17 protein-coding genes and 1 pseudogene are annotated in these 24,242 nt (G+C 70.9%); 11 read left to right on the forward strand and 7 right to left on the reverse strand.

What is annotated here, in order from left to right:
- Positions 1-1,872: a hypothetical protein gene (locus IF88_RS0125730; protein ID WP_030717110.1), complete on the forward strand. Its 1,872-nt coding sequence runs from the start codon at positions 1-3 to the stop codon at positions 1,870-1,872.
- A gap of 212 nt (positions 1,873-2,084) precedes the next feature.
- Positions 2,085-3,185, forward strand: a complete 1,101-nt coding sequence (locus IF88_RS0125735) for a hypothetical protein (protein ID WP_158754569.1) — start codon at positions 2,085-2,087, stop codon at positions 3,183-3,185.
- Positions 3,186-3,290: 105 nt separating this feature from the next.
- Here IF88_RS0125735 and IF88_RS47370 read toward each other — a convergent pair whose 3' ends face one another.
- Complete coding sequence (locus IF88_RS47370; protein ID WP_030717116.1) at positions 3,291-3,698, reverse strand: hypothetical protein; 408 nt, start codon at positions 3,696-3,698, stop codon at positions 3,291-3,293.
- 119 nt (positions 3,699-3,817) lie between these two features.
- Between IF88_RS47370 and IF88_RS44080 the strand changes: the two genes are divergently transcribed.
- Positions 3,818-4,768, forward strand: a complete 951-nt coding sequence (locus IF88_RS44080) for an ISAs1 family transposase (RefSeq protein WP_234323693.1) — start codon at positions 3,818-3,820, stop codon at positions 4,766-4,768.
- A gap of 77 nt (positions 4,769-4,845) precedes the next feature.
- Here IF88_RS44080 and IF88_RS0125750 read toward each other — a convergent pair.
- Positions 4,846-5,937 (reverse strand): annotated as a pseudogene (locus IF88_RS0125750) (NAD-dependent DNA ligase LigA); the annotation flags it as partial.
- A 375-nt stretch (positions 5,938-6,312) separates the two neighbouring features.
- Between IF88_RS0125750 and IF88_RS0125755 the strand changes: the two are divergent.
- The 3 genes from IF88_RS0125755 to IF88_RS0125765 all read left to right on the forward strand — a co-directional run bounded on the left by IF88_RS0125755 (position 6,313) and on the right by IF88_RS0125765 (position 13,113).
- The gene (locus IF88_RS0125755; protein ID WP_030717122.1) at positions 6,313-7,473 is read left to right on the forward strand and encodes a hypothetical protein; all 1,161 of its coding nucleotides are present in this window, start codon (positions 6,313-6,315) and stop codon (positions 7,471-7,473) included.
- 356 nt (positions 7,474-7,829) lie between these two features.
- The gene (locus IF88_RS0125760; RefSeq protein WP_063754842.1) at positions 7,830-11,606 is read left to right on the forward strand and encodes a bifunctional glycosyltransferase/CDP-glycerol:glycerophosphate glycerophosphotransferase; all 3,777 of its coding nucleotides are present in this window, start codon (positions 7,830-7,832) and stop codon (positions 11,604-11,606) included.
- Entirely contained in the window at positions 11,599-13,113 is a 1,515-nt protein-coding gene (locus IF88_RS0125765) for a hypothetical protein (RefSeq protein WP_030717126.1), read from the forward strand. Before IF88_RS0125760 ends, IF88_RS0125765 begins: the two co-directional genes overlap by 8 nt.
- On the opposite strand, the gene IF88_RS0125770 is transcribed toward IF88_RS0125765, so the two are convergent.
- The 3 genes from IF88_RS0125770 to IF88_RS46725 form a co-directional block, all read right to left on the reverse strand.
- Positions 13,097-14,068: an endonuclease/exonuclease/phosphatase family protein gene (locus IF88_RS0125770; RefSeq protein ID WP_078893139.1), complete on the reverse strand. Its 972-nt coding sequence runs from the start codon at positions 14,066-14,068 to the stop codon at positions 13,097-13,099. The genes IF88_RS0125765 and IF88_RS0125770 overlap by 17 nt on opposite strands.
- Before the next feature lie 25 nt (positions 14,069-14,093).
- The gene (locus IF88_RS0125775) at positions 14,094-15,608 is read right to left on the reverse strand and encodes a UDP-N-acetylmuramoyl-L-alanyl-D-glutamate--2,6-diaminopimelate ligase (protein ID WP_051837543.1); all 1,515 of its coding nucleotides are present in this window, start codon (positions 15,606-15,608) and stop codon (positions 14,094-14,096) included.
- A 239-nt stretch (positions 15,609-15,847) separates the two neighbouring features.
- The gene (locus IF88_RS46725) at positions 15,848-15,985 is read right to left on the reverse strand and encodes a hypothetical protein (protein WP_158754570.1); all 138 of its coding nucleotides are present in this window, start codon (positions 15,983-15,985) and stop codon (positions 15,848-15,850) included.
- Positions 15,986-16,060: 75 nt separating this feature from the next.
- On the opposite strand from IF88_RS46725, the gene IF88_RS0125785 reads away from it, so the two are divergent.
- The 4 genes from IF88_RS0125785 to IF88_RS0125800 all read left to right on the forward strand — a co-directional run bounded on the left by IF88_RS0125785 (position 16,061) and on the right by IF88_RS0125800 (position 20,423).
- A complete protein-coding gene (locus IF88_RS0125785; protein ID WP_420711003.1) occupies positions 16,061-17,023 on the forward strand; it encodes an aldo/keto reductase in 963 nt (320 codons plus the stop codon).
- A 99-nt stretch (positions 17,024-17,122) separates the two neighbouring features.
- Entirely contained in the window at positions 17,123-18,643 is a 1,521-nt protein-coding gene (locus IF88_RS0125790; protein ID WP_030717141.1) for an alpha/beta hydrolase, read from the forward strand.
- Positions 18,644-18,745: 102 nt separating this feature from the next.
- The gene (locus IF88_RS0125795) at positions 18,746-19,555 is read left to right on the forward strand and encodes an MBL fold metallo-hydrolase (RefSeq protein ID WP_030717143.1); all 810 of its coding nucleotides are present in this window, start codon (positions 18,746-18,748) and stop codon (positions 19,553-19,555) included.
- 145 nt (positions 19,556-19,700) lie between these two features.
- Entirely contained in the window at positions 19,701-20,423 is a 723-nt protein-coding gene (locus IF88_RS0125800; RefSeq protein WP_078893145.1) for a helix-turn-helix domain-containing protein, read from the forward strand.
- A 112-nt stretch (positions 20,424-20,535) separates the two neighbouring features.
- Here IF88_RS0125800 and IF88_RS0125805 read toward each other — a convergent pair whose 3' ends face one another.
- On the reverse strand, positions 20,536-21,981 hold the full coding sequence (locus IF88_RS0125805) for a nucleobase:cation symporter-2 family protein (protein ID WP_234323694.1): 1,446 nt from the start codon (positions 21,979-21,981) through the stop codon (positions 20,536-20,538).
- Between the two features lie 706 nt (positions 21,982-22,687).
- Between IF88_RS0125805 and IF88_RS46730 the strand changes: the two genes are divergently transcribed.
- Positions 22,688-22,861 (forward strand): hypothetical protein, encoded by a 174-nt coding sequence (locus IF88_RS46730; RefSeq protein WP_158754571.1) that lies wholly within the window; start codon positions 22,688-22,690, stop codon positions 22,859-22,861.
- Between the two features lie 16 nt (positions 22,862-22,877).
- Here IF88_RS46730 and IF88_RS0125815 read toward each other — a convergent pair whose 3' ends face one another.
- Entirely contained in the window at positions 22,878-24,176 is a 1,299-nt protein-coding gene (locus tag IF88_RS0125815; RefSeq protein ID WP_030717152.1) for an MFS transporter, read from the reverse strand.
- Positions 24,177-24,242 lie beyond the last annotated feature (66 nt).

Raw genomic sequence — 24,242 nt, forward strand, 5'->3', positions numbered from 1 at the left:
ATGCCCGAGGTAGTGAAGCGGTGGCCGCAGAGGGTGCGGTGGTGGGTCGCGCCGGCACTGGTCCTGTTGATGATCCTCTTCATCGCCGCGGGCCGGGTGGACGCCGGTCTCGGCCGGATCGAGGCACCGGGATCCCCGTCCGCGACCTGGGGCAGCCTGGTCTCACTCAACCCCAGCTCCGGGGAAGCCCGCTCGGAGGCCGGCACGGCCTGGTGCGTCTGGTTCAGCACTCTCCCCGACCGGCAGAAGCCGCTCATCACCCAGGACACGGACAAGGGCTCCGATCCGGGGCCGCGCGTGCAGTCCTGCCTCGACGCGTTCACGAGCGAGGGGCACGGCCAGGTCGTCAGGCCACCGACCGGGGGAGCGGAGGCGCGACTACTGATCCGCTGGTATGTCGGAATCGACGCGGTTCTCGTCCTGCTGTACGTCCTGTTGCTCTCCCGGGCCCTGATTGGCCTCCGCGCCCGGATCCCTCAGCCGGTGGACCCGGCGAGCGCGTCTCAGCCCGTGGACCCGACGAGCGTCTCTCTGCGCTGGGCCGCCGCGCCCTCCCGGCGTCGGCTCCTGATCGGTGCTCTGCTGCTGACGGAAGCGGTGGAGGACGTAAGTCAGTGGAAGCTGTCCGAGAACGACCTGACACCGGATCGGATCGATGACCTCTACCAGGTGGTGGGCTGGTCGGCCCTCTTCAAATGGGTCCTGGTGGGGCTGGCCGCGCTGCTGCTGATTGTGTTGATCGTCCGGACCCAGGTGCTGGCGATGCTGCCCTGGCGGGAGAACCTCGCGGTCCTGCGCGTGCAGGTCTTCGTTTCCGCCGTGCTGTTGCTGCTCATGGCCGGAGTCGGGATCAATCAGGTGCCGGACATCCTGCTGAGCCTGCTCGACCACATGCCCACCGCGGTCGCCACACCGGTCGCGGTCTTCACCCTCTCGCTCCTGCTCTGGCGCAGCGTGCACCGTACCGCCCTCACCCAGGACAAGGCGCTGGCCCCGGTCAAGCAGTGGTGGGTGCTGGGCTCGGCACTCGTCTTCGCGGCCCTGGGTTTCACCCTCGCCCGCGGCCTGCTGGGACTCGCGATCGTCCTAGGCTTCGTCTTCCTCCTGTCCTGGATCGGAGGTGCGACGTTCGGGTCCGACGCGCGCCGCGCCGCCGCGGCGGCCGCGGCCACGACGGCGACGCAGAAGCGCGCCGACATGATCACGGGCAGGCGACGGAAGAGTCTGAGGACCACTGCACGGCTGCTCGCCGCGCTGCCGCTGCTGGTCCTCGGAGTGTTCGCCGTACGTTCCGCCGTGGCGCCGGCCATCGTGGGACCCCGCCGCTGGTCGGCGGTCGTCCTCATTCTGCTCGGACTGCTCGCGGCCGGGGCCGGCCTCGTCCTGCCGTACCTGTTGAAGCTGGCTCACTGGAAGCGGTGGCGCTGGGCGATGCCGCCGTCGAAGAATCACGGCAGATACGGGCTTCATCTCGTACTCTCCCTCGTCTGCGGGCTGTTCGTCGCCGTCTCGATCGCCACGCTCGTCTGGGACCGGACGTGGAACCTGCCGATCTGGGCGGGGCCGATGGCCGTGCTGTCGGTGTTCCTAGGTGTGGCGCTGGTGGGGCTGAACGAACTGCAGCGGTGGTCCGAACGGGCCACACCGGTCACGGGCTTCCGGGCCCTGACGCTGGAACGCACCCCCGTCTTCGTCCTGTTGGCGGCCTGGTTCCCGATCGCCTCGGTGGTCGACCAGCACGGCCATCACCAGGTGCGCATCCGGAAGGTGGAGGCCGGGTCACCGGTCCTGTCGAACGGCATGGACCTGGACGTGGCGTTCCAGAGATGGGCCGCTGCCAACTGCGCGACCTGCCGTCCCCCGCCGATGTGACGGGTGATCCGAAGACCACCCCGTCCGTGCCACTGGTGATCGTCGCCGCATCGGGTGGCGGTGTCCGTGCGGCTTACTGGACCAGTTCCGTGCTCGACGAGCTGTTCCCCCCGGGGCCCGTCCGGTCGGCTGCCGGGTCCGGGTGCACCCCGTCGGACGGACGGGCCCCGGTCTTCGCCGCCAGCGGCATTTCGGGCGGCAGCCTCGGAGTGATGTCGTGGATCTCACGGACCTCACCCGATGTCCCGAGCCAGATGCAGAGCCCCAAGGTGGTCTTCGGGAACGACCACCTTTCCGGAGCGGTGGCCTGGCTGACGTACGTCGACCTGCCGCGGGCGTTCATCGGATTCGGCGGGAAGGACCGGGCAGCCGTGCTGGAGCAGTCCTGGGAGCACCGGCAGAAGGAGCTGAAGGACCCGTTCTACGCGACCTGGCAGACCTCCACCGCTACCTGGACACCGCTGGCGCTGCTCAATGGCACCGCGGTCGAAAGCGGATGCCGAGTGCTGACCTCCCCCGTCCAGCTCGGCGCCTTCGACCGGCCTGTCGGGGCGACCTCCTGTACGCAGCGCCCCGAGCAGCCCCTTCGGCCCGGCGCTCGTCAGGAAGAACCCCAGGTGGGCGGGCCTACCCTGATCGACCTGCGCGGCGGATTCCTGTGTGGGAAGCAGGACGTCAAGCGGTCCACCGCCGCGCTGCTGTCCGCGCGCTTCCCCTGGATCACGCCCTCCGGAAGACTCATCAACGGCACATGCGGGTACCCGGGAGCCGGGCTGTCCGTGGTCGACGGCGGCTATGTCGAAGGGACCGGCAGCATGACCGCCGTCGATCTGCGTGAGCAGCTCGACCGGGTGATCGCCTGCCACAACCAACGGGCGAAGGGCGGCCCGGCCGTGGCGGGCTGCAAGGCCGCCGGCGGCGCCGTCGCGGCCCGCCCGGTGGAGATGGTGCTCGTCCAGATCGACAACGGCTACAACAGCGTGGCGACGGCCCCCGCGCCGGGCCGGCCGCGGGAGCTCCTGGTACCGCTCCAGGGCAAGGCAGCAGCGGTGAACACGACGGACGCGAACGTACGCCAGCGGGCCTTCGAGGCGTTCGGCTGCGCCAATTATCTGCCGTTCGCCAACGTGCGGGGCCCCGGCACGCAGGCACCCCTGGGCTGGGTGCTGTCGAAGAGCGCCCAGCAGGACCTGGACGACCAGTTGAAGAGGCTGAAGAACAAGGAAGCGGGTAACAGGCTGACGTTTAGCGGTCAACGTGCCGACACCGCGGCGGCTTGCAGGTCTCACGGACAGGTCGTCGACACCCGGTGACGTGACACCGGACCATCGCGGAGAGCGCCTTGAGAGTGCACCGCCTGCTGCGGACTCGTCGGTCCCGGCCCGATCGAACGGGCCAGGACACTGCCCTTATACGTGTCAGAGAATGCGCCACGCGACGGCGTAGGGCTGGGCGAACCGGGTGATCCGGTGGGCGATGACGACGGCCTCGGCCTCACCGGCGGGGTCCGTCCACACGAGGGTGATCTTCAGGGTGTGGCCCGCGGGGGACGTACTGACCTTGAGCTCATCGGCACCGTTGATCGGCGGGGCGGGGAACCGGATCGGTCGGTTGCCCAGATCGCCGTACCTGAAGGGGACTGCAGGACCAGTCTCACCCCGGGAGCCGTGGCCGGTGATGGCGCCGCCCATCGACGCCGACGTCCCGTCGCCGAGGACCGAGCCAGCCACATGGGTGCCGTGCCCGTCGGGGTCGTCCGTCCGCGCGGGGCTCGTACGTCCCAGGGCGACCAGGCGCTTGACCCGGCCGGTGAAGGCAGGGTGCACGTTCGTGGCCGAACTCTTGTCGAAGCCGGTGTGCCAGGTTGATCGGCCAGGGAGAGCGGAACAGGCACGGCTTCCAAGATCATGGAGTTCTCGACGCCCCGTGACCTGCCTGGAAGACCGTGCCTGCCGAAGCATCATCGCTGATCCCGTCTGCCCTTGACCAACTCCGCGAGCATCCAGAGGTCGCGCCGGAAGAAGTGCCCGGGCTGCTGGACCGCCTCGCCCAGGTGCCTGATCCTCGTAATCCCCGTGGAGTGCGCCACGCTCTGGTCGGCGTCCTCCACGTGCTGGAACACGTCGGCGTGCGGCTCGCCCCCCTGTTCCCCAAACGGCCCCTACCTGCGGAAACGACGGTTCGACGACTGCTGGCCCGGATCGACGGCGACGCACTGGACCTGGCGGTCGGCCGCTGGCTCGCCGACCGCCGCAACCGAGCCGAGGGCCGGCTGCGTGGCTTGGCGGTCGACGGCAAGAGCCTTCGAGGAGCGGCCAGGGCCAACGGCCGCAAGATCCACCTGCTCGCAGCCCTGGACCACACCACCGACCTGGTCCTGGCCCAACTGGACGTGCAGGAAAAGACGAACGAAATCACCTGCTTCCAGCCGTTGCTGGAGACCATGGCCGACCTGGCCGGGGTGGTCGTCACCAGCGACGCCATGCACACCCAACGCGAGCACGCCGACTACCTCCTCGGCCGCGAAGCCCACTACATCGTGATCGTGAAAGGCAACCAGAAGAAACTCCGGAAGCAGCTCAAATCCCTTCCGTGGACAGAGATCCCGCTGCAGGGCCGCGTGAGGGGCACCGGCCACGGACGCGCGGAGATCCGACGGATCAAGGTGGCCACGGTCAACAGCCTGCTCTTCCCCGGAGCCCGGCAGGCCGTCCAGATCAAGCGCCGCCGCACCGACCGTAAGACCGGCAAGACCACTATCAAGACCGTCTACGCCGTCACCAGCCTCACCGCTGAGCAAGCCGACCCCACTCACCTGCCGACCCTGGTCCGTGGTCATAGCGCTAGTGTCACAAGATCTGTGACACGCTTGCACGACACCTGTTGCACTCGATAGCCTCCGAAGCGTAGGGCATCTGAGCTGCACTTATTGAGACTCATTCAGCCACGCAGAGCCGCGCTCCCCGACGGAAGCAGCGTGGCCCGGGTGACCGTGGACCCGTCGATGTCCACCGGTTCGAGTACGGCCGTCGGGGCCAGTACGCCGGTCCGGCCCACGTCCCAGACCACCTCCTTCAGAACCGTCTGTCGCTCGACTGCCGGAAGCTTGAAGGCGATCGCCCAGTACGGGAACCTGCTGCCGAACCCGGCCGCGGCCTGCTCGGCCGCGTCGTTCGCCTTGATCACCACCCCGTCGATGCCGAACGGCAGGGCGGGCCGCAGCGCGGCGATTCCGTCGACCTTCCGCTGCGCCTCGGCGAGGGTCGCGACCACGTGCAGACCGGCGGGTGTGCCGGCCGTCGTCTGGACTCCGGCCTCGGCGACGGCGGCCAGGACCTCGGAGTGCGTGGCCCCGGAAGGCACGAAGTCGACCCCGTCGAGCTCGACCGCCCCGTATGCCCAGAACGTCATCGCGAGCCGGTACGGACGGTCCTTCGCGCGCAGGGTGCCGGCCGTGCCGTTGCGCGGGTTCGCGAAGACCTGCGCGCCGTGCGCGCTGCGGACGTCGTTCGCGGTCTCGAACTGCGCCTGCGTGAACAGGACCTCGCCGCGCACCTCGAACGTGGCCGGCACGGGCAGCCGCTCGGGCAGGCCCTCGATGGTGCCGATGACGTGGCTGACGTCCTCGCCGTGCGTGCCGTTGCCGCGGGTGATGATCTGCTCCAGCCGCCCGGCCCGGTAGCGGGCGGCGACGGCCGCTCCGTCCATCTTCGGCTCGACCGTGTACCCGCCGGCGGGCGGGTGGCCCAGGCGGCGCTGGAGCGAGGCCTCCCACGCCACCAGGCCGACCGGGTCGAAGACGTTGTCGAGGCTGAGCAGCCGGGTGGTGTGCGCTATGTCGCCGACCGGGGCGGCGCCGTCACCGACCAGGCCTGTCGGGGAGTCCCGGGCGACCTCGTCCGGGTGCTCCGCTTCCCAGGCGAGCACGGACAGGCGCAGCCGGTCGTAAGTGGCGTCGTCCAGCGGGGTGTTCTCGCCGCCGTAGTAGGCGTGGGAGGCCTCGTGCAACTGTCGCAGCGCGGCACGGTAGTCGGCCTGGTCGGACACGCCGGACGCGCCGGGCATGCCGGACGCGCCGGGCATGCCGGACGCGCCGGGCATGCCGGGCATGCCGGGCGCGCTGGGCATGCTGGACAACGCCTCATCGGCGGGAAGGATCGTCATGAGGATGATCCTCTCGCAGGGGTCTGACAACGCCCCTCGGCCGTGACCGCGGGTAGTGCACGGGCGGGCGAAGTCGTCCGAAACCGACGAGCCGACCACGGAATCTACGGGTCCGCCTCCGGGGCAACGGCGCGGACAGGCTAGATTGCACCGGGCCGGGAGCCGCCCCGGACGTCCGCCACCGGCGGCGACAGGTCGGCGCCCTGCCGTAGTTGCCCCACGGCCGCAAGGCCGTTCCGGGCATATGGGACGAGAACGGGCAGGAGTGGGCTGGACATGGCGCGACGCGAACGCGCGGAGACGGGCCGGGGCGTCATCTCCGCCACGCCCGCGGTTCCGGGCTCCGAGATAGCCGCGGCAGCCGACGGCGGGCTCGCGGCCCGGGGTTGGCTCCGCCTGGGGCGGGACGGCCGGCTGACCGCCTACGCGAGCTGTGCCGAGGGCCTGGTGCGCTGGACCGAGTCGGCCCCCGGCTCGGACGTCTGGCACGGGCCCGACCTGTTCCCCGTCGAGGGGTGGGCGGGCCGGTTCACGCTGGCCCAGGACGCGGGCGGTTTCGTCTGGTTCGCCGGCACCCGCTACCGGGACGACGCACCGGGCGGCCGCGAGCTGGTCATCGCCGCCCAGTATCAGACCGGCCGCCCGCTCAGCGACTGGCGCGCCCTGGGCAATCCGTTCCCGGAGCGGGAGCAGGAGGGCGAGCCACCGGTCCCGCCGGGAGACCCGATGGTGCTGCCCGACGGCGCCGGATCGCTCCACGTCGTCGCCACCCGGTTCGGGGTCGGCGTACGGGGCCGTACCCGGGGCGCTGACGGCAAATGGGGCAATTGGGTGGACTATCAGGGCAAATGGGCGCGAGGTGCCGTCGTCCCCCTGGTCACGGCCCACGGCCGGGCCGAGTTCCTCGCACCCTTCCGGGGCGGCGCCGCGTACTGGGGCCAGGACGGCCCCGGCAGCGACTTCAGGTGGCTCGGACGCCTGGAGGCCGACGCCGTCGAAGGGACGTACAGCGCCTACGAGACGGGCCCCGGCACCGGCACCTACTTCTGGCGCCACCCGGCGGACGGCGGCGTGATCGCCTACCGCCCGATGGCCCCCGCCGGAGCGCCACGCGTGCCCATGCCGCTGGGCGGGGCGGGCGGCGCCGGCCCGGTGGGCATCGCCCGTACGCGCATCAACGGCTACGACTGCACCGTGCTGCTGCAGCGGGGTGCCGAGGGGTGTCCCGAGATCGCCGCCTATCCCACGGAGGGTGAGCAGTACGGCGCGTGGTGGGCCCCCGTGGGAGACCGGTGTGCCGGACTGCCGGCCATCGCCCTCGACGCCCGTGGTGCGGTCACGATCGCGATGATCGACACGAATGGCGGGCTGCGGATCGCCCGTCAGGACCTCATGGACGCGGGTCTCGCCTTCGAGCCCTGGTGCCGCGTGGGGTGACCTACCTCACCGGGCATGAGGGTGTTCCGACAGGTGACGGTCCGTGCTTTCGCGCGTCACCCCGAACCGGAGGGAGTTGGTGCGCCCTCGGCGTTGTGACGGATATCGCTCATTCGCAGACGTGAAGCTTCGGAAGCCTTGCGCGCTTGTGAATAGTTGCTCGCCGTTGCGCAGTTGCCCTACGCTGCGCACACCCTGTGAGGCTCGTATAAGTGTGCGGGTCGAGGGTGGGGGAGGGTCGAGTGCGCGGGGAGCGGTGGGTGACCAGATTCAGGGGCGGGTCTGGCGGCGCGCCGTGGCGATTCCCGGCGCGCTGTGAGAAGTGTGTCTACCAAGGAGTTTTCTGAGTGGCAGGTATGCCCCGCCTGAGCGTCGTCGTGCCCTTTCAGGACGTCGAGATCTACCTCGAGGAGTGCCTCGAGTCGATAGCCAGGCAGACGTTCCGCGACCTTGAAGTGATCATGGTCGACGACGGCTCGACCGACTCCTCGACCGCGATCGCCGCGGACTTCGCCCGCCGGGACCCGCGGTTCCGGCTGCTGCGGCAGGAGTCGATGGGACCGGGCCACGCCAGGAACGTCGGCATCCGCGCCGCCCACCCCCAGGCGGAGTTCCTCGCGTTCGTCGACGGCGACGACGTGATACCCGAGTACGCCTACGAGTTGCTCGTGCGGACCCTCGAATCCTCCGGCTCCGACTTCGTCTCCGGCAACGTGCAGATGATGAACTCCACCAAGAGGTGGCAGTCCCCGCTGCACAAGGCCCCCATGCGCAGCAGCAAGCGCGGCACGCACATCACCAAGCTGCCCGACCTCATCTATGACCGCACGGTGTGGAACAAGGTGTTCCGGCGGTCCTTCTGGGACTACCACTACATCGCGTTCCCCGAGGGCGTGATGTACGAGGACTCCTGGGTCAACATGTTCGCCCACTTCCGGGCCGCCAAGGTCGACATCCTCACGGACATCGTCTACTTCTGGCGCCGCCGCGAGGGCGGCGCCGCACCCTCCATCACCCAGCGGCACACCGAGTTCAGCAACCTCCGGGACCGCGTCGCCGCGGTGCAGTCGGTCAGCCGCTTCCTCGCCGGACACCGTGCGCGCTCCTACTCCGACCACAAGCGCAAGTACGATCTCGCCTGTCTCAAGTCGGACTTGATGCTGCACCTGAAGGTGCTCCCGGACGCCGACGAGGAGTACCGGGACGCCTTCATGCGGTGGGGGAACGAGTTCCTGGACGAGGCCGACGCGGACATCATCCACGAACTGCCCGCCGACGCCCGGGTCAAGTGGCTCCTGGTGCGCGAGGGGCGGCTCAAGGAGCTGCTCGACGTCGTCGAGTTCGAGCGCAAGGGCGGCCCCCTGCCCGTGCAGCGGCGCTTCCACCGCTACCTCAACTACCCCTACCTCGGCGACCGTTCGATCGGGATAGACAAGAGCGCCTACCGGCTCGACAAGGAACTCTCGCTGCACGGCTCGCTGTCCGGCGCGCGCTGGGACGACTCCGAGCACCTGACCCTCGAGGGGTCCGCGTACGTCCGCTTCATCAACGTGCACAAGCGGCACATGTCGATGAAGGCGATCGCCCTGCGGAACAAGAAGCAGGGCAGGGTGGTCGTCGCCAAGGCGAAGACCACGTACTACCCGCAGGCCACCGAATACTCCCAGCAGAGCCGCTACTGCTACGACTGGTCCGGATTCCAGGTCCGCTTCGACGTCTCCCGCCTCAAGCGCAAGGGCGAGTGGGTGGAGGGGACGTGGGACGTGGCGGCCGGCGTCCTCAGCCGCGGGCTCTTCCGCTACAAGGGCATAGCCCGGGGCGGTGCGGGCAGTGCGGCCAATCCGCCCTACCAGTATGTGGAGAAGAACACCCGCGTGGTGCCGCTCTTCCTGCAGGGCAAGCTCAAACTCCGGGTGGAGAGGGTGCGTTGCCGCATCACGCGGCACCGGGTCGTCGGCGACCACCTGGAGCTCCGAGGCGTCTACCTCGGTCCGAAGCTCCCCGAGTGGGGCAAGTTCCGGGTCACCAGCATGGGCGGCGCCGGCCGGCACGACGCGTGGGTCCAGTTCCAGCCGGGCGGCGAGGGATGGTTCACTTTCGTGACCCGCATCCCGGCCAAGGCCCTCGTCCCCGGTCACCGCACCACCTCCTCCGACGGGGTCCCGGAGTCCTGGAACACCGGGGCCAACGGCTGGAAGACCACCCTGCACGTCGAGGGACGCAAGGCGGCCATCTACCCCGTCATGGCGGAGGACGCCACCGACGGCCACTACCGGATGCCGGCCGCGCTGCAGACCGAGCGCGGGGACCGCGAGGTCTTCGTGCACCGCAACGGCTCCGGCTACGTCGTGCTGTTCGAGCGCGACACCCTGCCGCTGGCCAAGTCCGCCACCTGGCGCCCCGACGGCTCCCTGGAGGTCACCGTCGGCTACGCCGCGCAGGACAAGCTCGACTCCGCCGAGTTCGCCGCGGCGCACATCGTCGTACGCTCCCGGGCCCACGGCGCGGAGCGCGTGGTCCCCATCACCTGGTACGGCGAGGAGTTCCGCTTCGTCGTCACCCCCGCGGCCATGCGCAACCTGGCCGGGGAGGTCCCGCTGGCCGCCGGCCGCTGGGACTTCTTCCTGCGCCGCCAGGACCCGTCCGCCGTCACCGCGGAGAACCGTTCCAACGACCTCATGGTCAAGATGACGCAGGAGCTGATCCCCGCCTTCCCCAGCGAGATGACCAGCAACGAGCGGCGCTACGAGCTCCAGGCGGAGGCCTACGACAGGCTCTCGCTCCTGGTGCACTCGGCGATGCCAGACGAGGCCCGCGGCCCGTACCGGCAGAAGCTGATGCGCACCAAGACCTACCCGGAGGCCCGCCGCAAGCCGCTGACCCGGGCCGTGCTGTTCGACGCCTTCAAGGGCACCCAGTACTCCGACAGCCCCCGCGCCCTCCACGAGGAGATGGTCCGCCGCGGCGTGGACCTCGAGCACCTGTGGGTGGTGCGCGACGACCAGGTCGCCGTACCGCCCACCGCACGCCCCGTCCGCATGTGGTCGCCCGACTGGTACGAGGCCATGGGCCGGGCGAAGTACGTCGTCGCCAACAACCACCTGCCCGACTGGTTCGAGAAGCGGGACGGCCAGACCGTCGTGCAGACCTGGCACGGCACCCCGCTCAAGCGGATCGGCCACGACATCGAGGCCGTGCACTTCGCGGACAAGCGGTACCTGGAACGCGTGGAGAAGGAGGTGCGGAACTGGGACATGCTGGTGTCCCCGAACAGCTTCAGCACCCCGATCCTCAAGCGGGCCTTCCAGTTCCCGGGCGAGATGGTCGAGAGCGGCTATCCGCGCAACGACATCCTGCGCCGGGCGGACTCCGGCCGGCGGGCGGCTGAAGTGCGCCGCCGCATCGGGCTCCCGCCGGGCAAGAAGGTCATCATGTACGCGCCGACCTGGCGCGACGACCAGTTCTACGCACCCGGAAAGTACAAGCTCGACTTCCGCATCGACCTCGACGAGGCCAAGGCGCAGCTGAGCCACGACCACGTCCTGCTCGTGCGGCGCCACCCCAACGTGGTGGACCCGGTGCCCGGCGCCGGCGACGGCTTCGTCTACGACGTGTCCGACTACCCGGACATGGCGGACCTCTCGCTCATCACCGACGTGATGATCACGGACTACTCCTCCCTGATGTTCGACTTCGTCAACACCGGGCGGCCGATCCTCTTCTTCACGTACGACCTGGACCACTACCGGGACACCCTGCGCGGCTTCTACTTCGACTTCGAGCAGTCCGCACCCGGCCCGCTCGTGTACACCTCCCCCGAGCTGATCGGGGCGATCCGCAACATCGACCGCATCCAGCACGGCTACGCCGCCCGCTACCGCTGGTTCCAGCAGGAGTTCTGCGATCTGGACGACGGCTACGCCTCGGCCAGACTGACCGACCGCATCCTGATCGCCGGAGGAGACCTCGACCCCGCGCGGGCCCAGGCACCGGCCGTCGGCGCGGCGGGCGGCCGCGCCGCGGGCCAGGGGGACCCGGCGGGCCACTCGGGTCAGCCAGGTCCCTGGAACGGGGGCACCCTCGGCCAGGTGCCGCGCCAGCCGGTGAGAAGAATGGATTCCGAGCATGTCTAAGGCAGCAGCCCAGAACGCGCGCCGCGTCTTCACCGGCGTCGACACCTCCGGGGCGGTGCCCATCGAGTACCGGTTCTCCCACGCGAGGAACGGCAACCGCCATCTGGTCGTGGTCTTCGCGAACTTCACCGCGCCCGGTGAGTACGGCTGGTCGAACGGCGTGCTCGACAAGGTCCGGTCGAACATCCTCTGGGTCCGCGACCTCTTCGACGGCGCGAACACCTACTACCTGTGCAAGGGGATGGACTTCTCCCTGGAGCAGTCCGTCGCCGGGCTCATCTCGCGGGTCATGAACGCCCTGTCCCTCTCGCCGGACGAAGTGACCATGTTCGGCAGCTCCAAGGGCGGCAGCGCGGCCCTGTTCTTCGGATTGAAGTACGGTTTCAGGAACATCGTGGCCAGCGTGCCCCAGTTCCTGATCGGGACGTACGTCAAGGAGGGCATCCCCGGCGCGGCCCAGGTGATGATGGGCGAGGTGACGGAGCAGAACGTCCGCACCCTCGACTCGGTCCTCCCGGACCTGGTGCGCAGCGGCGCCAACCACGCGGCCAACATCTACATGATCACGTCGCCCCAGGACGAGCAGTACAAGCGGCAGGTGGAACCGTTCCTCGGGCTGTTCCAGGGGCGGGAGAACTTCAACTTCGTCTACAACGACTCCTCCCTGATCACCGACCACGGCAAGGTCACGCTGCGCAACCTGCCCACCATCATGGGGCTGCTGAACCTCCTCGTCGACGGAATCACCCCGCGGTTCGGCATGATCCGCAACGGCTTCGAACAGCCGGAGCGCGACACCTCGGCCATCGACGCGTACCTGACGCAGACCTCCCAGGTGAGGGCCGACGACTCCTTCCCCAAGCCGGTGGTGCTGACGCCAGGGCCGGAGGAGCGGGTGCCCGCCAACACCGTCCGCTTCACGGGGACCGCCCAGGGTGCTGTGCGGGTCAGCTTCTGGCAGGACGGCAAGTACCAGGGCGCCTCGCCCGTCGCCGCCGACGGCACCTGGGTCTGGGAGCGCACCAGCCCGTGGCCCATGGGCCGACACGTCGTCAGGCTCTTCGGCGCGGACGCGAACAACTACCAGACCGAGCGCACCGAAGTGGTCTTCACCGCCGTGGAGCACGCTTCCGAGCCCCTGCCCGAGTACGTACCGGCGCCTCCGCCGCCGCCGAGGCCGGCCCAGCCCCTCGCGCTCTCGGTGACGGCCCCGGCGGCGCACCAGCAGGTGCAGGGCCCTGCCGTCGGCTTCGCCGGCTACGCCCCCGGCGCCGTGCGCGTGGACTTCCAGGAGGGCGGCGTGACCCTGGGCACCTGCGAGGTGAGGGCCGACGGCAGCTGGGTGTGGGAGTCGGGCTGGGCCTGGAACGAGGGCGACCACTTCGTCGAGGCCATCGCGGTGGACGCCGTCGGCAACGCCTCCCCGTGGACGGCCGTCCCCTTCACCTCGGTGAACGGCTACTCCGTGCCCGCCCAGCAGGGCAACTACTTCAACTCGCGCTACTGACGCCGGGATCGGCGGAGGGAGCGGAGGGAGCGGGCGACGGATCGGCGGCGGGGCGGCTCACCCGCATCACCAGCGGCCGGTGGTCGGAGGCCTTGGTCTCCACCACCTCGCAGCCGGTGCGGGGCAGCTGCGTGAAGAGGTAGTCGATCTTAGTGCCGTCCTTGTGCGTGGCGCGCCCCTTGCGGGAGTCGCCCTTCTGATCGCACTCGCGGTACGTGTCGTAGGCCTCCGACGGCCAGATCCAGGCGGAGGTGTTCCGGCCGCCCACCGGCGGCGGAGCGTTGAAGTCCCCGCCGAAGACCGTACGGGCGTCGGTCGCCGCGGTGGCGACCAGCGAGCTCAGCTGGTCGTCGCGGAAGTCCCAGTCGGGGTGCTCGCCGTCGCTCTCCCGCAGCGACAGGTGCGCGTTGCACACCCGCAGCCCCTGCGCAGGGACCCGCGCGCACAGGATCCCGCGGTGCAGGCCCACCGTCGGCTGCTCGGTCGGGACCACCTCCACATCGGTGAGCCGGGAGGCGGCCAGCAGCCCGTAGCCGGCCTGGCCGCGCCCCTGCCCGGTGCAGTCCACGGAGGTGCGCCGGCCCGCCGCGTCCACGTCGGCGTACGGTTCGAAGACCGAGTGCCACTCCGGGCCCAGGCGCACGGCCGAGGACAGCAGGTCCTCCGAGCACACCTCCTGTAGCAGCAGGACCCGTACGCCGGAGTCGCCGACCAGGTCGCGCAGCTGCTGGAACTTGTCCTTCGGGCTGCCGGTCTCCTCGCAGCTCCACTGCCGCACCCCGCACATGTTCCAGGTCGCCACGGAGACCTGGTCCCCGCTCCCGGCGCCAGGGACCGGAGCCGGAGCCTGCGCGGACGTACACGCCACCACCGAGGTCAGCAGGCTCAGGGTCGCCACCGCGCGGCCGAACCGGCGGCCGGACGGCCTCCGCCCGGTCTCCATATGTCTTTCCATGCGGACATCATTGAGTATCCGCCGGTCAGACCGTGCATCGGCCCGGGTGTGAAGGGCTGGGGGACGCGCAGAGCTCGCGCACCGTGGACATGTCGCTGAAGGGGAGCAGCTCCTCGCCCACGATCTGGTACGGCTCGCTGCCCTTTCCGGCGATCAGGACGACGTCCTCGGGACCCGCGGCCGACAGGGCGAACTCGATGGCCCGTCGGCGGTCGGCGAAGCGCTCGAAGGGGGTGCCGGTCGCCACGAGGCCCTGGGCGACCTGGTCCAAAATGGCCTCGGGGTCTTCGTTGCGGGGGTTGTCCGAGGTGAGGACACAGAGGTCGGAGTGGGTTCCGGCGATCCTCCCCATGTCGGCCCGCTTGGTGGTGTCGCGGTCCCCGCCACAGCCGAAGACGGTGACGACCCGGCCGCGCGCGAAGCCGCGGATGGTGGTCAGGACCTTGTCCAGGGAATCCGGCGAGTGGGCGTAGTCCACGATCACGGAGGTGCCGAGCGGGGTCCGGAAGCGTTCGAACCGGCCCGGTACGGGAGGCATCCGGTCGAGTGCGTCGACCAGGGCGCCCAGGTCGTGGCCCAGGACGTGACAGGCGGCCACGGTGGCCAGCGCGTTGGCCACCGAGAACTTCCCCGGAACGGGGATCGACGCCGGATACGCGCGCCCGCCGTGGTGGAGGGTGAACCGTGTGCCGGAAGCGCTCACGGCGAGGCCGGTGGCCCGGTAGTCCGCCGGGGCGTCGATCGCGTACGTGGTCACGGCCCCGGGCATCATCGACCGGATTCCGGCGCCCACGGGATCGTCGGCATTGACCACGGCGTGCCGGCACAGGCCCTGGAACAGCCGGAGCTTGGCGTCCCGGTAGTTCTCCATCGTGCCGTGGTCGTCCAGATGGTCCTGCGTCAGGTTGGTGAAGACGCCGACGTCGATGAAGGTCCGGTCGACGCGGTGCGTCAGCAGGGCCATCGAGGTGGCCTCCAGGACCACGCTGCCGGCGCCGCGGTCGCGCATGCACCCCAGCAGGTACTGGAGGTCCGGTGACTCCGGAGTGGTCAGCACCGAACGCGGCATCGGGATCAGCTCGTCCCCGATGCGGCTGCCGGCGGTCCCGATGACCCCCACCTTCGCGCCCTCGGAGATCCGCAGGGCGGACTCGACCATGTACGACACGGACGTCTTGCCGTTGGTGCCGGTGATCGCGACCATGTCCATCTGCCGCCCGGGCTCGCCGAAGTAGCGCGAGGTCACGACCGCGGCCGCCGTCCGGGTGTCGGGCACCCGTACTGCGCAGGCACCCGGCGGCCACACCGATGCCGGAAGGGCGGGTTCCCGGCCGTCGACGAGCACCGCGGCCGCGCCGCGGGCGAGTGCGGGCGACACGGCGTCCGGTCCGCCCTCCCGGTGCCCGGGGACGGCGATGAACAGAGAGCCCGGCATCACCCGATCCGCGTCGAACGTCGTCGCCGCGGTGATCGACGTCGTCTCCGGGTCACCCCGGAGTACGTGGTGCTCCTGCCCGGCCAGCAACTCGCTCAGCTTCACAATGTTCCCTTCGAGGGGGCTCGGCCCGGGCGTGCGGCCGTAGCCGGGCGGCAGCGCCGGCGGCATGCCGGGAAGCTGCGGTGGTGACGTGGAGCGGGGCGGGCGATCGTCCGACGGGAACAGTCCGGCGGGAACAGTCCGGCGGGAACAGGACGACGAGGTGGCTCGGCCCGGCGGGAGAGCCGCGATCACCGCGTGGAACAGCGGCGGGCCGAGCGGAGGAGGAAGGAGAGGAAGCGCTAGCCGTGGCCGTGCAGGGCGACCCGACGGGTCTCGGGCGCCTCGACGCCGGCCGCGGCGGCGGGGTCGACGACGACCGGGCCCGGCCCGGAGGCGGCCCGCCGCGCGCACTGCCTCGTCGAACCCATGCGACCCATGGCCCGAGTGTACGGCCGATCGGACGACGCGAAGCCCACGTCGGACACGCCAGGACAAGGGCCTAGGGTGGGGGCGTGGCGACGGACGGGAGTGCGGGTGTGAGCGGTGACCGGGTGCTGTACGGGTGCATGGGCCTCGGCGGGAGCTGGGAGCCCGGTGCGTACGGGCCCGGCGACATCGATGCCGCCGAGGCGGCGATCTCCGCCGCGCTCGACAGCGGGATCACCGCCTTCGACCACGCCGACATCTACCGGCACGGGAAGGCCGAGGCCGTCTTCGGCGAGGTGCTCGCCCGCACGCCGGGGCTGCGCGAACGCATCACGCTCCAGACCAAGTGCGGGATCCGGCTCGGCGACGCGGACCGCCCGGGGATCTACGACCTCCGCGGGGAGAGCATCACGCGGCGGGTGGAGGAGAGCCTGACCCGGCTGCGCACCGACGTGATCGACGTCCTCCTGCTGCACCGCCCCGATCCGCTGGCGGACGTGGACTCGATCGCCTCGGCGCTGACGTCCCTGCACCGGCAGGGCCTCGTACGGCGCTTCGGCGTGTCCAACATGGGCGCCGCGCAGATCGCCCACCTCCAGGCGCGTCTCGACGTGCCGCTGGTGGCCAACCAGCTGGAGATGAGCCTGCACAGCCGCGACTGGGTCGAGGCCGGAGTCCTGCTCAACACGCCCGGGTCCGCGGCCAACGGCTTCCCGTTCGGCACGCTGGAACACTGCCGCGACCACGGCATCCGCCTCCAGGCCTGGGGCGCGCTGGCGCAGGGCCGGTTCACCGGCCGCGAGCAGACGCCGGCCGAACGGGCCACCGCGGAGCTGCTGGCCGGGCTGGCCCGGCGCAAGGGCACGACGCCCGAGACGGTGCTGCTGTGGTGGCTGATCCGGCACCCCGCCGGGATCGCGCCCGTCATCGGCACCGCCCGCCCCGACCGGATCCGAGCCTGCCGCGACGCGGCCGTGCGGGAGCCCGACCTCACGCACGAGGAGTGGTACGAGCTCTGGATCGCGGCCCGCGGGGTCCCGCTGCCCTGATCTCCGTACGTCTCCGTACGCCGGCGCGGGGGTTATCCCCACTGGGGCCGACATGCCTGCCGGATGGGACGCCGACGCGAGATCACCAAGGCTTGCGCCATGACGACTTACCCGAAGAAGGCCCTGCTCCTCACTCTCGCCGCGGCCTCCGTGGCCGCCGGTCTGACCACCGCGGGCGCCGCGAGCGCCGCGCCGGCGGCCGCCCGGCCCACGCCGGCCGCCCCGCAGCTCCGTTGGCACGCCTGCGCCGATCCGGAGGTCCCCGCCGGCCAGGAGTGCGCCGAGCTGCCGGTCCCGCTCGACTACGAGGACCCCGACGGCCGGCAGCTCACCGTCGCCGTCTCCCGCATCCGCAGCGACCGCCCCGAGGCCCGCCGCGGCACGCTCGTCGTGCTCCCCGGCGGCCCGGGCGGATCCGGCGTACAGCGCCTGAAGCAGAAGGGCGACGCGCTGCGCCGGGAGCTCGGCGGGGCGTACGACCTCGTCGCCTTCGATCCGCGCGGTGTGGGCGCCAGCACCACCGCGACCTGCGGACTCGCCCCTGAGGACCGGTACCTCACGAGCCTGCGGTCCTGGCCGGGTCCGAACGGCGAGATCACCGAGAACGTGGCCCGCTCCCGGCGGATCGCCGAGGCCTGCGCCCGCAACGGCGGCCCGGAGCTGCGCAGTTTCACCACCGCCAACCAGGTACGCGACATGGACCGTTTCCGCGAGGCGCTCGGCGAGCGCAGGCTCTCCGCCTGGGGCACCTCGTACGGGACGTACGTGGGGGCCGTGTACGCGCAGAAGTACGCGCAGCGCACCGACCGCTGGGTCCTCGACAGCAGCGGCGACCCCGACCCGAAGCGGGTCGCCCGCGGCTGGCTGGCGAACATGTCGCAGGGCGCCGAGGACCGCTTCCCCGACTTCGCGGCCTGGGCGGCCCATGCCGGCCGGGACCGGGACGGCCTGCGACTGGCCGCGCGGCCGGAGGAGGTCGAGCCGCTCGTCGTCTCCCTCGCAGCCGCGCTGGACCGCGCACCGAGGGAATCGACGACCCCGGGCGTGCCCCTGACCGGCAACGGGCTGCGCCAGGCCCTGCAGAACGCCCTCTACAGCGACTCCGCCTTCGCCCCCTTCGCCCGGTTCGTCAGGGAGGCCGGGGACCCGGCGCAGAAGCCCGTCCTCCCGCGCGAGCTCGCCCAGCCCATCCCGGACCCGGACGCCGCGCTCATGGTCGCCGTCATCTGCAACGACGTGGCGTGGCCGCAGGCGTCCACGGCCTCGTACCAGCGCGCGGTCGACGCGGACCGCGCCCGCCACCCGCTCACGGCCGGCATGCCGGTGAACGTGCTGCCCTGCTCCTTCTGGAAGGACGCCCCTGCGCAGAAGTCGACCCGGATCACCGACGACGGGCCGTCCAACATCCTCATGCTCCAGAGCCGCCGCGATCCGGCGACCCCGCTCTTCGGGGGTCTGAGGATGCGCGAGGCCTTGGGGGACCGGGCCCGCCTCGTCACCGTCGAGCAGGGCGGCCACGGGCTGTACCTCGGCAACGGCAACGCGTGCGGCAACCGTGCCGTCACGGAGTTCCTCACCACCGGCAGGCGCCCTGCCCGGGACACGGACTGCGCGAACTGAGGACGGCGGCCCGGCACGGCTACCGCCTCCCGCGCGCGGTCGCAACCCGACGGCGCCACGATGGGGGGAGAGCCCGTACCGCGCAGGAGGGTGGAGACTGCCATGACGACGCACAAGCTGGGACCCGACATCACCGTTCTCGCGGACTGCCTGGAGGTTCCGGGCATCGGCTTCCTTCCCGTCAACGCCTTCGTCCTGCACTCCGAGCAGCCGGTGGTCGTCGACACCGGCCTCGGACTGCCGGACCGGGACTTCGTCGACGCCCTCGGTTCCGTGGTCGATCCCGCCGACGTGCGGTGGATCTGGCTGACCCACCCCGACCGCGACCACACGGGCGGCCTCTTCGCCCTGCTCGAAGCGGCTCCCCGGGCGCGGCTGGTCACCACGTTCCTGGCCGCCGGGATCATGTCCACGGAGCGGCCGCTGCCCCTGGACCGGGTGTACTTCCTCAATCCGGGCCAGACCCTGGACGTGGGCGACCGGACGCTGCACGCGTTCCGGCCGCCGCTATTCGACAACCCGGCCACCGTCGGCTTCTACGAGGACCGGTCGCGGACCTGCTTCAGTTCCGACTGCTTCGGCGGCCCGATGCCGACCGCGGACGTGGCCACGGGCACCGACGTCGGGGCGGTGCCGGCCGAGGACGTGCGGGCGTCCCAGCGGCTCTGGGCGAGTGTGGACAGCCCCTGGGTCCAAGTGGTGGATCCGGACCGGTTCCTCGCCACCGTGGAGCCGCTGCGGGCGATGGACCCGCAGACCATCCTGTGCACGCACCTGCCGCCGGCGGTGGGACAGACCGCGCAGTTCGTCGACACCCTCGCCGCGCTGCCCGGCATCGATCCCTTCACGGGGCCGGACCAGGCCGCGCTGGAACAGATGCTCGCGAACTTCGAACCCGGAGGCCCTCAATAGCCTTTGAATCACAGGGAGACGGAAGGTTATACCCCGCTGAACATCAGCTGAACATCTGTTACTGTGCCCGCGCTTGGTGTTCATCCATTGATCCGTCCTCCCCTCGCACGCCTCGCGTCCGAGGATGCTGCGAGGTGTCGCGTCCGTGCACAGCACTCCGTTCTCCCCGACCGAGGCCAGGTCCGCACGAGCCCGCATGGGCCTGTCCCCTACCCAGGTGGCCCACTTCATGGCCACCTGCGGCGCACCCGTCCACCCGCAGCTGGTCCTGGCCTGGGAGCACGGCTCCGAAATCCCCACCGACCGCCAACTCTTCGCCCTGGCAGACGTCTTGTGGTGCGAAGCGACGGCGCTGATGGGCATCGAACCGCGCACCCTCGCCGAGCACCGCCTGGCCCGCCGGCTCACCGTGGAGCGGCTGGCGTACCGCATAGGCATGGACCCGACCGAGTACCGCGCGGCCGAAGCGGCGCAGCACTGGCACGGCGACGCCTGGCAGACCAGGGCGCTCGTGGACGCCCTGGGCCTGTCCTTGCGCAAGCTCATCGGGATCATGGGCCGGGTGGACGAGCTGGCGGAGCACCTGAGATCGGCCGTCACCGGGCGGTGGAAGGCGTACGTGGACCCGGTGGCGGAGATCGTCGTGGTGGACGCGACCAGCGTGGGGGACGCGCTGCGCACGATGCACGGGGAGTTCTCGCGGTTCTCGGAGCGGTACATGGGACACCTCGTCGCACGCAACGACGACGCCCGGCTGAAGGAGATCGCGGCGGAGCGCGCCGCCTACCTGCGCCGACTCGTCGACCATTTCTGGGAGTTGATCGGCGAGGAGGGCGAAGCCTCCCCGTTCCCGCTGGGCGGGCGCTGACGGGCCGCCGACCGTCTGCCGTCTGCCGCCGGCCGCCGGCAGATCGGAGCGGACCGGGAAGGGCGCACTCGCCCCTCCCGGCCCCCGCCGTGCCCGGGGCCGGGAGCCCGCCTCAGCGGGCGGGATGCGCCCCGAACTCCGCCTCCGGTGCCTCGTCTTCCCCCATGCCCTCCCAGTCGATCTCCCTCGTGGTGCGGCGCGTGAAGACGTTGAAGAGCAGGTTCAGCGCGATCGCCGTGAGGGCGCCCAGCGTGATCCCGCTGTCGAGGACCGCCCGGAGGTCGTCCGGCATCCGGGCGAAGAACGGCGCGACCGTGGTCGGCAGCAGGGCGGCGCCCAGACTGACCGCCAGGATCAGGGTGTTGCGCTCCTCGCGCAGATCGGCCTTCCCCAGGATCTGCACCCCGACCGCGGCGACGATGCCGAACATGGAGACCGCCGCCCCGCCCAGCACCGGGTGCGGGACCGAGGCGACGAGGCTGCCCGCCTTCGGCAGCAGCCCCAGCACGACCATGAACACGCCGGCCGCGACGACCACGTACCGGCTCATCACCTTGGACATGCGCACGAGCCCGATGTTCTCGGCGAACGCCACGTACGGGAACGAGTTGAGGACGCCGCCGAGCACCGTCGCCGCGCCATCGGCGCGCAGCGCCCGGGCCACCGTGTCGGCGTCGACCTTCTTGCGGGTGATCTCGCCGATCGCGTAGACGTCCCCGGTGGTCTCCACCATGGTGATCAGGACGACGACGAGCATGGCGACGATCGGGAGCAGCTCGAACCGCGGCATGCCGTAGTGGAAGGGCGTGGTGACCCCGAACCAGTCGCTCTCCCGCACCGCCGCGAAATCGGCGTCGCCGAAGAGCCAGGCGACAGCCGTGCCGACGACGAGCCCGAGCAGGACCGCCAGGCTGCTTAGGAACGGCTTGCCGATCCGGGCCACGGCCAGGATGAACAGCAGGGTGCCCAGTGCGTAGGCGAGGTTCTTCGGATCCCCGTACGCGGGGGTGCCGATGAGGTGCGCACCGCCGGCGGCGTCCTGCAGGGCCACCGGGATCAGCGTGATGCCGATGATCGTGAGGATCGTGCCGATGACGACCGGCGGGAAGTACTTCACGAGCTTGCTGAAGAGCGGCGCGAAGAGGAAGGTCGCCATGCCCGCCGTGGTCACCGCCCCGTAGACGACGAGGAGCCCGGCGGTACCGCCGCCCGCGCCGGTGCCTATGGCGATCATGGGCGAGACCGCGGTGAAGGTGACGCCCTGGACCAGGGGCAGCCGGGCGCCGACCTTCCAGAAGCCGAGGGCCTGGATGATCGAGGCCAAGCCACAGGTCAGGAGGTCCGCGTTGATGAGGTGGACGAGTTCCTGGCGGGAGAGGCCCAGCGCGTTGCCGAGCAGGACCGGGACGATGACCGCCGCCGCGTAGAACGCGAGGACGTGCTGGAAGCCGTACAGGGCGAGCCGGGGGATCGGGAGCAGTTCGTCGACTGGATGCGTGTGCGTGCGCGTGTGCGTCTGCGTCTGCGTCTGCGGTCGACGGGGGGACTGACGGGGCATTCGTGCCATCTCTGCCTTGCCTTCGCGAGGTAGGTGAATGAGAAGACAGCCGCCCTCCAGTCCTGGGTGCCAGGACGAGGGCAGGCCGGCTCGTACCGAGCCGACGCCGGGCGGTGTTGCCGACGGCGCGTGGCTCTGCACTGCGTATTCATGTCCCGGGTGGGGGAGTGTCCTTCGATCGACGCATCGGATCCGTCTTTGATCTTTGGATCCGAAGGGGGGATCGACCGAGGGCGCTCACCATAGCCAAAGGCGGTGTTTCCTCGCGAGTAACCTCCCGCCCGCCCTCAGCGGCGCAGCCGCAGGTCGGCGACGACGGGCCGCCCGGGCCCGCGACGCCGTGCTGGTGTGCACGTACAACCCCGGCGCGCACAGCGCCCGGCGCGCCCTGACCGACCGGCTCACCGCGACAGGCGTCCCCGTCATCGCCGTGGCGCTGCGCAACCCTTATGACATCGTCCGTCTTCCCGACGTCACGGCGAGCCTGGCCGTCTACTCGTGGAGCGACGCCGAACCGGGCCGCAGCCCGGGTTCTCGCCGGGGCGGCAGCCGCACGGGGACGCCTCCCCGTCGCCGTTCCAGCGCTATTCCCGTTCGGTCACGGCCTCCAATACCCATCCGTACTTGCGGGTACTGGGGCCGAATGGCGCCGGATTTGATAGTTCTGGACTGGTCCGGTGTGAGAATGCTGCGGGAAGGACACGGCATGTTCGATCTACTGCGCCCGGAGACCGTCGTGTGCCCCTTCTGCAAGGCCACCGCCGCCGACGGCGCGGTGCGGACCCTGCGGACCGGAGCCTGTTCGCTCTCGGTGACCTGGCACGCCGGCAACTGCCCGCACTACGCGGCCGACCGGATCCTCGCCGAGAAGGAGAGCTGAGCCCGGGCGGGGGGCGTCAGGCCACCGCGCCGCTCGGTTCCGCCTCCGCCTCCCGGGCCGCCCGCCGGCGCACGGCGTCCTCGTCCGTGTCGGCGTCGTAGGAGATCAGCTTCGGCAGCAGCGCGGCCAGCACCGCCACCGAGGCCACGCAGGCCAGACCGCCGCTCCAGAAGGCCGGCCGGGTACCGGTCCATCCGGCCATCGTGCCCGCCCGGACCTGGCCCAGCTGCGGGCCCACGCTGTACGAGAGCACCTCGATCCCCGCGAGCCGGCCCCGCAGTTCCTCGGGGATCGTCTGGTTCCAGATCGTGGTGCGCGCCAGCCCGCTCAGCATGTCGCCGGCGCCCGCCACCGCGAGGCACAGCAACACGACCCAGATGCCGCCGGACGCGCCCGCGGCAGCGATCGCCAGCCCCCAGACCGCCGCCCCGGCCACCACCAGCAGCCCGTGCCGCCGGATCCGGGACACCCAGCCGCTCGTCAGCCCCAGCACCAGGGAACCCACCGCCCCCGCCGTGTACATCAGCCCCAGCGCCCACACCGCGTCAAGCTCGTCCGCGAGGAAGGGGAAGATCGCGTTCGGGAAGGCGAAGAGCATCGCCGCCAGGTCGACGGCGTACGTCCCCAGCAGCACGGGCCGGCTCCACGCGTACCGCGCGCCCTCGGCGATCCCGCGCAGCGACGGGCGCTCGGCGCCCCGTACCGGCGGCGCCGGACTGAGCCGCAGACACAGCAGCACGGAGACGAGGAAGCCCACGACGGTGATGGCGTAGGCCGAGGCGTATCCGGCGTACGCGACGACCAGACCGGCCAGCGCCGGACCCGCGATCGCGCCGAACTGGTAGCGCAGCCCGTTGAGGGCGGCGGCCGCGGTCAGCTGGTCGTGCGGCACGATCCGCGCCATCAGCGAGTCCATGGCCGGCCGCTGGAGCCCGGCCAGCGCGGACACCCCGGCCGCGACCACGTACAGCGGCCACAGCAGCGGATCGGGCAGGGCCGCGTTCACCAGCAGCACCAGCGCGAGCACCCCGAGACCGGCCTCGGTCAGCAGGATCATCCGCCGCCGGTCGACCGCGTCGGCGAGCGCGCCCCCGTACAGCCCGCAGACCACCAGCGGAACCAGCTCCACCGCGCCCATCGCGCCGACGGCCAGCGGCGAGTCCGTCAGGTGCTTGATCTGCAGCGGCAGCGCGATCATGGCCATGAAGGAGCCGAAGTACGTCACCGTCCCCTGGTAGAACAGCAGCCGGAAGTCACGGCCGGACCGGAACGGGGCGAGGTCGGGCACAAGGGCGGCCAGGCGGGAAGTGCTCACGAGAGGCCATCGTCGACGGGCGCCCGCGCCCGCGCAAAGGATTTTCCCCGCTCAGGCGCCGGACAC

The organism is Streptomyces sp. NRRL F-2580 (genome assembly GCF_000720115.1).
Classification (GTDB): domain Bacteria; phylum Actinomycetota; class Actinomycetes; order Streptomycetales; family Streptomycetaceae; genus Streptomyces.